The 9,128-nt window shown below is 46.0% G+C and carries 8 protein-coding genes; all 8 read left to right on the forward strand.

The window, feature by feature from the left end; all coding sequences use genetic code 11:
• Nucleotides 1-97: 97 nt before the first annotated feature.
• Nucleotides 98-2,317, forward strand: coding sequence for a GumC family protein (locus tag KO512_RS07145; RefSeq protein ID WP_252734891.1), 2,220 nt, complete (start codon nucleotides 98-100; stop codon nucleotides 2,315-2,317).
• A complete protein-coding gene (locus KO512_RS07150; protein ID WP_215951641.1) occupies nucleotides 2,317-3,039 on the forward strand; it encodes a tyrosine-protein phosphatase in 723 nt (240 codons plus the stop codon). The genes KO512_RS07145 and KO512_RS07150 overlap by 1 nt, the downstream gene beginning before the upstream one ends.
• A complete protein-coding gene (locus tag KO512_RS07155; protein ID WP_215951642.1) occupies nucleotides 3,033-3,704 on the forward strand; it encodes a hypothetical protein in 672 nt (223 codons plus the stop codon). Before KO512_RS07150 ends, KO512_RS07155 begins: the two co-directional genes overlap by 7 nt.
• Before the next feature lie 38 nt (nucleotides 3,705-3,742).
• Nucleotides 3,743-4,627, forward strand: a complete 885-nt coding sequence (gene galU, locus KO512_RS07160) for a UTP--glucose-1-phosphate uridylyltransferase GalU (protein WP_215951643.1) — start codon at nucleotides 3,743-3,745, stop codon at nucleotides 4,625-4,627.
• A gap of 4 nt (nucleotides 4,628-4,631) precedes the next feature.
• Nucleotides 4,632-6,269: a glucose-6-phosphate isomerase gene (gene pgi / locus KO512_RS07165; protein WP_215951644.1), complete on the forward strand. Its 1,638-nt coding sequence runs from the start codon at nucleotides 4,632-4,634 to the stop codon at nucleotides 6,267-6,269.
• Nucleotides 6,266-7,531 (forward strand): nucleotide sugar dehydrogenase, encoded by a 1,266-nt coding sequence (locus KO512_RS07170; RefSeq protein WP_215951645.1) that lies wholly within the window; start codon nucleotides 6,266-6,268, stop codon nucleotides 7,529-7,531. Before pgi ends, KO512_RS07170 begins: the two co-directional genes overlap by 4 nt.
• Nucleotides 7,531-7,893, forward strand: a complete 363-nt coding sequence (locus KO512_RS07175; protein WP_215951646.1) for a hypothetical protein — start codon at nucleotides 7,531-7,533, stop codon at nucleotides 7,891-7,893. Before KO512_RS07170 ends, KO512_RS07175 begins: the two co-directional genes overlap by 1 nt.
• Nucleotides 7,894-7,904: 11 nt before the next feature.
• Nucleotides 7,905-9,128, forward strand: a 1,224-nt coding sequence (locus KO512_RS07180) for a phosphomannomutase CpsG (RefSeq protein WP_215951647.1), incomplete at its 3' end; no start/stop codon positions are given.

The raw sequence follows: 9,128 nt of genomic DNA on the forward strand, positions 1-9,128 counted from the left end.
CAACGATATATACAAATAAGTAGAAATTAGTGACTCTTTGAGTTTACTTTAAACCCTGCCAACAACGCAGTAGAGACCTTTAAGTATGGAAACGACAATGCCACAGGATAGATTCTCACAGCCTATACAAGACGAAGTTATCGATCTACGTCAGTACTGGATGACGATCAATCGAAATAAATGGGGCATTCTCGGGTTCGCAATTATTATAGCCATACTGACCACCCTCGTTGTTTTTTCAATGAAACCGGTTTATCGCGCGACAGCAACTCTGCTGATTGAAGCAAAGCAAGCCAATGTAGTGTCTATTGAAGAAGTTTATGGCTTAGATACCAATAATAACGAATATTATCTAACTCAATTTGAAATACTTAAGTCACGACAACTCGCTGAAAGGGTTATCGATAAACTAAACCTCTCGGCTCACCCCGAATTTAACCAAGAGCCTTCAGCATTCTCCTTTCATTGGCGTGAACTCCTTCCCGTAGAACTCCCCCAAAAAACAGTCACAGCTGAAGAAGCCGCTAAAGCTAAACTTCAGCAACTAACGGACGATTTTATCAGCAGATTAACTATATCGCCTGTACGTAAAACTCAATTGGTCAACATCACCTTTGAAGCGAACGATAGGGTCCTCGCAGCACAAGTGGCTAATGCCGTCGGTGATGCCTATATAGAAAACAACCTTGATGCGAGAATGCAACTAACCTATAAAGCATCAGAATGGTTAATGGACCGTCTCAGCGGATTACGTGAACAGGTTAATCAATCAGAGGCAAAACTACAGGCATACCGTAACCAAGAACAGATTGTCGGCAGTGACGGCGGGGCCGAAATTGCGAATAATGAACTTTCTTTGATATCTAGCCGGTTGGTGGATGCTCGCAGAACAAGACTGGAAGCTGAAAGCCTCTATCGGCAAATTAAAGCGGTACCTTCTAACAATTTAGAAGCCTACGAGAACTTACCTGTCATTCTAAATCATCCACTTATCCGTGATTTAAAATTAGCTGAGCTACAAATCGCATTAAAAAAAGCAGATCTGGCCAAACGCTATGGCGCCAAACACCCGCAGATGCAGGCGGTTGAATCAGAGCTAGCTGACGTTAGAAATTCCCTTTACAACCAAATCAAAAAAATTGTCAGCAGTATTGAAAATGACTATCGCATAGCGCAGACCAACGAACGCTCACTTAAGGCGGACCAAGAAAAAGCGAAACAGAACCTACAAGCAATCAACAATAAGGATCACAATCTAAAATCCTTAGAAAAAGAAGCTGAATCTAATCGTCAACTCTATGACACATTCTTTAATCGACTCAACGAAACCAATGCGACCGGCGATTTACAAACGGCTAATGCACGTATCAGTGACCCAGCCGAAGCACCGCTGCAACCCGCAAAACCTAAGAAAAAACTAATAATTGCGCTGGCTTTTGTTGCTAGCATTATGTTCGGGATTGTTCTGGCATTTCTAATGGAAGCCCTGAACAACACCATAAAAACCGCTAATGATGTAGAAAATAAATTACACTCAACCATGCTTGGCCTTCTACCCCTGCTGACTAAGAAAAAAGGTACAGAAGGTCAAAGTTATAATGCTTATATTAACGACTCAAAATCACCTTACGCTGAATCGGTCAGAACCATCAGAACAGGGGTTGTGCTATCTGCCCTTGATAACCCACATAAAATACTCTGCTGCACCTCATCAATTCCAGGAGAGGGTAAGACCTCGTTAGCTATCAACCTCGCCACCTCAATAGGTCAGATGGAAAAGGTTCTGTTAATCGATGCCGATATGCGTAAACCATCAATAGCCAAAGCCTTTGGCCTGTCAGGTAAATTAAGCGGCCTATCGAATCTCGTTGCGGGCACCTCTAAACTCGAAGAGTCCATACATCGAATAGAAGCCAATAATATCGACGTTATGACCGCCGGTATTATTCCGCCTAACCCGCTAGACCTACTAGCCTCGAAGCGCTTCGCTAAAGTGCTAGCAGCACTCGAATCCCATTATGACCGCATTGTCATTGATACAGCACCTGTACAGGCCGTCAGTGACTCATTAGTACTGGCTCAACATGTTGGCGCTATGATCTATGTCGTCAAATCAGATTCAACCAATATCCATCAAATAAAAGCAGGATTAAAACGCCTTAAAGAGGTTAACGCCCCCGTCATTGGCATTGTGCTTAACCAAGTCGATATCAAAAAAGCATCGAAGTACTATGGCAACGACTACCATGGTTATTACGACACATACGGCTATGCTGATGAAATAGCTCAGGATAGTAAACCCCAAAGTGCTGTCTGATGATTGACCTACATAATCACATACTGCCGGGTATCGACGATGGTCCAGCGACACTAGAAGAGTCTTTAGAGCTTGCGTTGATCGCGGTAGAAGACGGTATACAGCATATTGTGGCAACACCCCATGTTCATCCTGGGAGATATGACAATCAGATTGCTACGATTGAGCCTGTGCTCCGCAACCTACAACAAGCACTGAAAGATAGAGCGATCCCTTTAACTATAAGTTTGGGAGGCGAGATACGGATTTCAACAGAAATATTAACGATGATCCCGTCTGGCCAAATCCCTTTTATCGGTCAATGGAATGGTTGTGATGTATTATTACTTGAGATGCCTCACAGCCACATATTACCGGGTACAGACAAACTAATCCGCTGGCTGAAGGCGCGCAATATTACCCCGTTAATAGCCCACCCCGAACGCAATAAAGAGATCATGCAGTCGCCTGATAAGCTAGCCCCATTCATTGAAGAGGGATGCTTAGTTCAACTCACTGCCATGTCTGTAACAGGTGAGTTTGGTAAACAAGCTGAACAGTGTGCTAAATACTTTATCGAGCAAGGCTGGACAACAATTTTGGCAACCGACTCTCACAATCGCATGCATCGCCCTCCCGTTCTCAGTAAAGGACGAGATGTAGCAGCAAGCATTATTGGAGAGGCAGAAGCAGATAAACTTGTTCGTGAAAACCCGTCAATTATCACGGGGTTGCCATGTTAACCCAGTTATTAAAAAGAGTATTCGCTCCCGCTTTAACCTGCCTGCTCATTGCTCTTTGCCTCCCTGCAGCCAAACGGGGTATCAGCGATATCAATACATACCCTGTAAGGTACGATATACAGCGATGGCAAAATGAAAACAGAACACCCACTCCTACAGAATTGGCTGACGCTCAAACCGCTATTCAATTAGCCATTGACTGGAATCAAAGCCCGGAACTGTATGATTACCAAGGCAGGTTGTTCCATTATGAGGCACTGATCGCTGAAAATTCCTCCCAGGCAACCAATGCCTTGCAAAATGCACTACAAAGCTACCAGCATTCAAGCTCTCTAAGAAAACAATGGCCATATAGCCAAGCAAACGTAGCACTCATGAAAGCCCTACTGGGAGAGTTTGATCAGGAATATCTCAACATGCTCAGACAGTCAGCAACAAACGGGCCTTGGGAAAATGGCGTGAATCTTGCTTTAACTGAAGCAGGGCTACTCGGCTGGGTAAACCTTAACAAACAAGATAAACACCTCATTGTTGAAAATATTCAACGCGGTATTCGGCGAAACATGAGACACATGAAAGTCATCATCAGCCAATATAATAAACTTTCATTGGTCTGCGCCAATATTCAAAGAGACCGATACCAAAAGCAACTGTGTGGTGCCTAATGACTACAGATATTAACGTTTCAAAGGAAATCAATACGATGTCAACCGTACGCAAAGCTGTAATTCCTGTTGCCGGCTTAGGAACCCGAGTTCTTCCTGCTAGTAAAGCCATTCCTAAAGAGATGCTCCCTGTAGTTGATAAACCCGTTATCCAGCATGTTGTCGAAGAAGCGGTTAAAGCCGGCATTAAAGAGATTATACTGGTCACTCGCAGCGGCAAGTCATCGATCGAAGATCACTTCGACTCTAATTATGAGCTAGAACAACAACTAGAGCTCAAAAACAAAACCGCTATTCTTAATTCGGTACGCAATATCATTCCAAAAGATGTGACCATCGTTTCGGTAAGACAACCTGAAGCTAAGGGCCTTGGACATGCCGTTCATTGTGCCGCTCAGATTGTTAATAACGAACCCTTCGTCGTCATACTTCCCGATGTATTGGTTAATAATTATCAGCAGGATGAGAATGACCTGCAAAAAATGGTGTCCGCATTTGAGCAACACCAGGCTGCTCAGATCATGGTTGAATCGGTTCCCCAAAGCCAAGTACAACTCTACGGCATCACTGACTGTAACGGCATAAAACCGGCAGCCGGAGAATCTGCCCCCATCAAAGGCATGGTTGAAAAACCAAAAGCGGATGAAGCACCTTCTGACTTAGCCGTGGTGGGTCGTTATGTTCTGCCTGCACGGGTAATGGATCTGCTAGCGAACACCAAGCCTGGGGCGGGTGACGAAATTCAACTGACCGATGCACTAGACGAGCTACTACAAGAACAAACTGTCGAAGCTTACCGTATGACCGGTAAAACTTACGATTGCGGTAACAAGCTTGGTTTCCTAAAAGCCAATGTTGCTTACGGCCTTCAGCACCCCGATACCGCTGAAGGTTTCAAGCAGTTTCTCGCACAACAGGACTGAGACTATGACCGTTGATCAATCGCCAGCTTGGACAGCCCTGAACACACATGCCGAAGAGTTGGGCAATAAACATCTAAAAGACCTATTTGCCGAAGATGATCAGCGCTTTGATAAATTCAGCTTCAGTGCTGCCCACTGTCTCGCTGATTTTTCCAAGCAACGTATTACCGCCAGCACACTTGAAAAACTGATCCAACTAGCAGAACAACAACGTTTACCTGAAAAAATTGAAGCGCTGTTCACCGGCGAACATGTCAACACTTCAGAGAACCGGCCAGCGCTGCACACCGCGCTTCGCCAGCCAAAAGAAACACCACTGCTCTTAGGTGATATCGATATCTCAAAAGAGATTCACTGCTCACTGGAACGAATGGAGACGCTCGTCGAGCAGATCCACAACGGCCAGTGGCGCGGTTATGATGGCAGCCCTATTACCAACGTTATCAATATCGGCGTGGGCGGCTCAGACTTAGGCCCTCTAATGGCTTGCCGTGCATTAAATATGTTTACCAGTGCCGAAATCAGGCACATTGATGTACATTTTGTCTCCTCTATGGATGGCAGCCAACTGGCTCGATTGTTAAATAAAATTGACCCCGCCTCTACGCTGTTTATTGTCTCGTCAAAGTCGTTTTCAACCATTGATACCTTGGCAAACTCGAATACCGCCAGAGAGTGGCTCGTTAACGCCAGTGGCTTACCGGTCGAACTAATCAGCCAACACCACTTCATCGGCATCACGGCCAGCCCAGCAAAGGCATCGGAATGGGGTATCCCAGAAAAAAATCAATTACACTTTTGGGATTGGACCGGGGGCCGCTACTCCATGTGGTCCGCCATTGGCATGGCTATCGCTCTGCACACCGGCAATAACAATTTCCGCAAAATGCTAGCCGGCGCCCATGAAATGGACAGCCACTTTCGTCACGCGCCACTGACGGAAAACCTACCTGTTTTGCTGGGCATGATGGGGATCTGGAATATTAATTTCCTTAATATCCACGCCCATGCCATATTGCCTTACGATGGTCGCTTACAGCACCTTCCTGCTTATCTTGAGCAGCTGGAAATGGAAAGTAATGGTAAAAGTGTTACCCTCAGCGGCGACAAATTCAACTATTCAACCTGCCCTATTTTGTGGGGTGAAGTAGGCCCGAATGCCCAGCATGCATTTTACCAGTTGCTGCATCAGGGCACAGAATCAGTCATGTGTGATTTCATCGCTCCAGCACTGCGTTATCAAGAATATGGTGAAGAACTTCAGGCACAGCATCAATTAGCGCTAGCCAACTGTCTTGCCCAATCACGTTTATTAGCCTTGGGTGACAGTGTTCTTGAGAATGCCGATAATGCCCCGTTACATAAACGCTACCGTGGCAACCAGCCGAGCACTACCCTTATAATTGATGAGCTCACGCCAGAAAGTTTTGGCGCTCTGATCGCCATGTATGAACATAAGGTCTATGTGCAATCGGTTATATGGGAGATCAATCCATTTGATCAGTGGGGCGTAGAACTCGGTAAACAGGTAGCCACATCATTGCTCGATCAGTTTACCGATCCATCAGCAGCAAAAACAGATAGTTCAACCGAAGGATTGATTCGTTTTGTTCAACAGCAGCGCCGAGAGGTTAAATCATGAAAGTTAAAGTCTATGGCGCTGACCTTACAGCCTGGGTGGCGGCCGCAAGCCTGGCCCGTGCAGGTAACGATGTGCATATAGAGGGCCCTGAAGCACAACTATCCAAACCGCTGCACGAAATTTCGGCACTGCGTGATGAACCGGGTTTACTGGATCAGATCGAATTGCAGATGGAACAAGGCCGCCTACAGCGAACCCGTACCCCCGACAGTGAAACCAAGATTCACTGGCTTGCACTGGAGCACAATCAATTTGAAACAGCGGAACAAATTATTCGCGACCTTGCCGCCCGCGTACCTGAAAACCTGTTAATTATTAATCAGTGTAATTTTGGTGTAGGCGCAACCGACCAGTTGCAATGTAGCCTTAATAAAAGTCATAACCAAGCTGTCGTCTATATTCCAAACAGCCTTCAGGAAGGTAAAGCTTTACAGGGCTTTAGCCACCCCAAACGCATCACTATCGGTAGCGATAATAACTGGGCGATCACCATGACCCGTTCCGTCATTCGCCCCTTTATGCAACACATTGAAAACTTGCTACTAATGAGCAGCCGAGAGGCAGAGTTTACCAAACTCGCCATTACCGGCATGCTGGCCATAAGGATTGGCTATATTAATGAACTCGCCAATCTTGCCGACCAAATGGGTGTCGATATCGACATTATTCGTGAAGGCATGGGAACAGATCCAAGGGTCGGAAGCCACTATTTAAGTCCAGGCTGCGGTTTCGGTGGTGAAAATTTCAACCAAAATATTGCCCGTTTTTCCGATATTTTCGAAAAACGAGGACAAAACTCACTGCTTAAAACCGTTATTTCAGAAAATGAGATACAAAAAGAACTGCTCTTTAAGAAACTATGGCAACACTATCAGTGTGACCTAACGGGTAAAACCGTTGCCATTTGGGGGGCCTCATTCAAACCGGGAACCGCCAATATTGAGAATGCGTCCAGCTTAAAAACTATCGACGCACTGTTGGCGCAAGATGTACAGATTAATGTGCATGATCCGGAAGCGTTAGACAATTTACAAAAGCGCTACCCATCAGAGCCGCTTATCCATTTCTGTCACGATGCCTATGATGCCGTTAATGATGCCGATGCCCTAATGCTGATCACAGAATGGCCTGAGTACTGGTCACCCGATTACCATAAAATACTCGAATCAATGCGTCAGCCTCTTATTATCGATGGTCGCAACATCTTCGATAAACCCGCTCTCGAGATGTATGGCTTTACTTATATAGGCGTCGGTCGCTAATGCTAAGAAAAATATTTTTCTGTCTCTGTGCTGCAGCACTCCTGTATGGGCTATTTCGTCAAACACCGCCTCCGCAGCTATTTAATCAGTCAGATAAATTTGGCCACCTAGGGGGGTTTGCCGCGATGACCGTTGTTGGCCTTTGGGCGGTTTCCCGTCGATTTACCCCCGTGTTTATCGTTAGCGTATTAATCCTTGCTTGCAGCGCCGAATTTATTCAGCAAACGCTGTTAGCTCATCGACATTTTTCACTTTACGATATGTATGCCAACCTGACAGGCATTGCCATAATACTAATCCCTTGGCTTGTCTGGCGCATCAGCCAATACTTTTTTTCAGATTCCTCTCATTTACAACCTTAAGAGAAACGCCAATGAGCAAACTAGCCTGTTTTAAAGCCTATGATATTCGCGGTCAGCTTGGCACTCAGCTAGATGAAGATCTAGCCTATCGTATTGGCCGAGCCTATGCGGAATTTCTCAAACCTAAAACCGTTGTCGTGGGTGGTGATATGCGCCTATCCACCGAGTCACTAAAGCAGGCTCTGACCCGAGGACTAAGAGACTCTGGCGTCGATGTATTAGATATAGGCCTGTGTGGAACTGAAGAGATCTATTTCGCTACATCCTATCTAAAAACAGATGGCGGCATCGTGGTCACCGCGAGCCACAACCCGAAAGATTACAACGGAATGAAGCTTGTACGTGAAGGTTCACGACCCATTAGCGGTGATACCGGCCTGAATGATATTGAGCAACTGACTCGGGAAAATAACTTTAGCACCCCCGATATAGCCAAGCAAGGTAGCTACAAACAAGTGAATACACTGGCCGCCTATGTCGAACATCTTGAAGGCTATATCGACCTACAGGACCTAAAACCACTGAAATTGGTGGTAAATGCCGGCAATGGTGTCGCCGGACATGTGATCGATGCGTTAGAAACGCAGTTTAAAGCCGCCTCTGTCGCGATCGAATTTATTAAAATCCACCACCAACCCGACGGCACTTTCCCCAACGGTATCCCTAACCCGATTCTTGAAGAGAATCGTGCCGATACCATCGCTGCCGTATTGGAACACAAAGCGGATATGGGTATTGCCTGGGATGGCGACTTCGACCGCTGCTTCCTATTTGATGAAAATGGCCGCTTCATTGAGGGTTACTATATTGTTGGCTTACTCGCGGAAGCCTTTTTGGCCAAAAACCCCGGCGCAGCGATCATCCACGACCCTCGCCTAACGTGGAACACCCTAGACATTGTTGCCGCCGGTGGCGGTAAAGCGATTCAAAGCAAAACAGGACATGCTTTCATTAAAGAGCGGATGCGTGAAGAAGATGCAGTCTACGGTGGCGAAATGAGTGCTCACCATTACTTCCGTGATTTCTTCTACTGCGATAGCGGCATGGTGCCTTGGCTACTCGTCGCTGAACTGATCAGCAAAAAGGGCAAAACGTTGTCTCAACTCGTTGATGACCGTATCACTAAATACCCATCTCCCGGTGAGATCAACAGTAAACTGGACGATCCAAAAGCTGCAATTGAACGAGTTCTGGATACTTACAAAGAGAGCGCTATAGCAATCGATTATACCGAT

Source organism: Amphritea atlantica (assembly GCF_018860855.1).
GTDB lineage: Bacteria > Pseudomonadota > Gammaproteobacteria > Pseudomonadales > Balneatricaceae > Amphritea > Amphritea atlantica_A.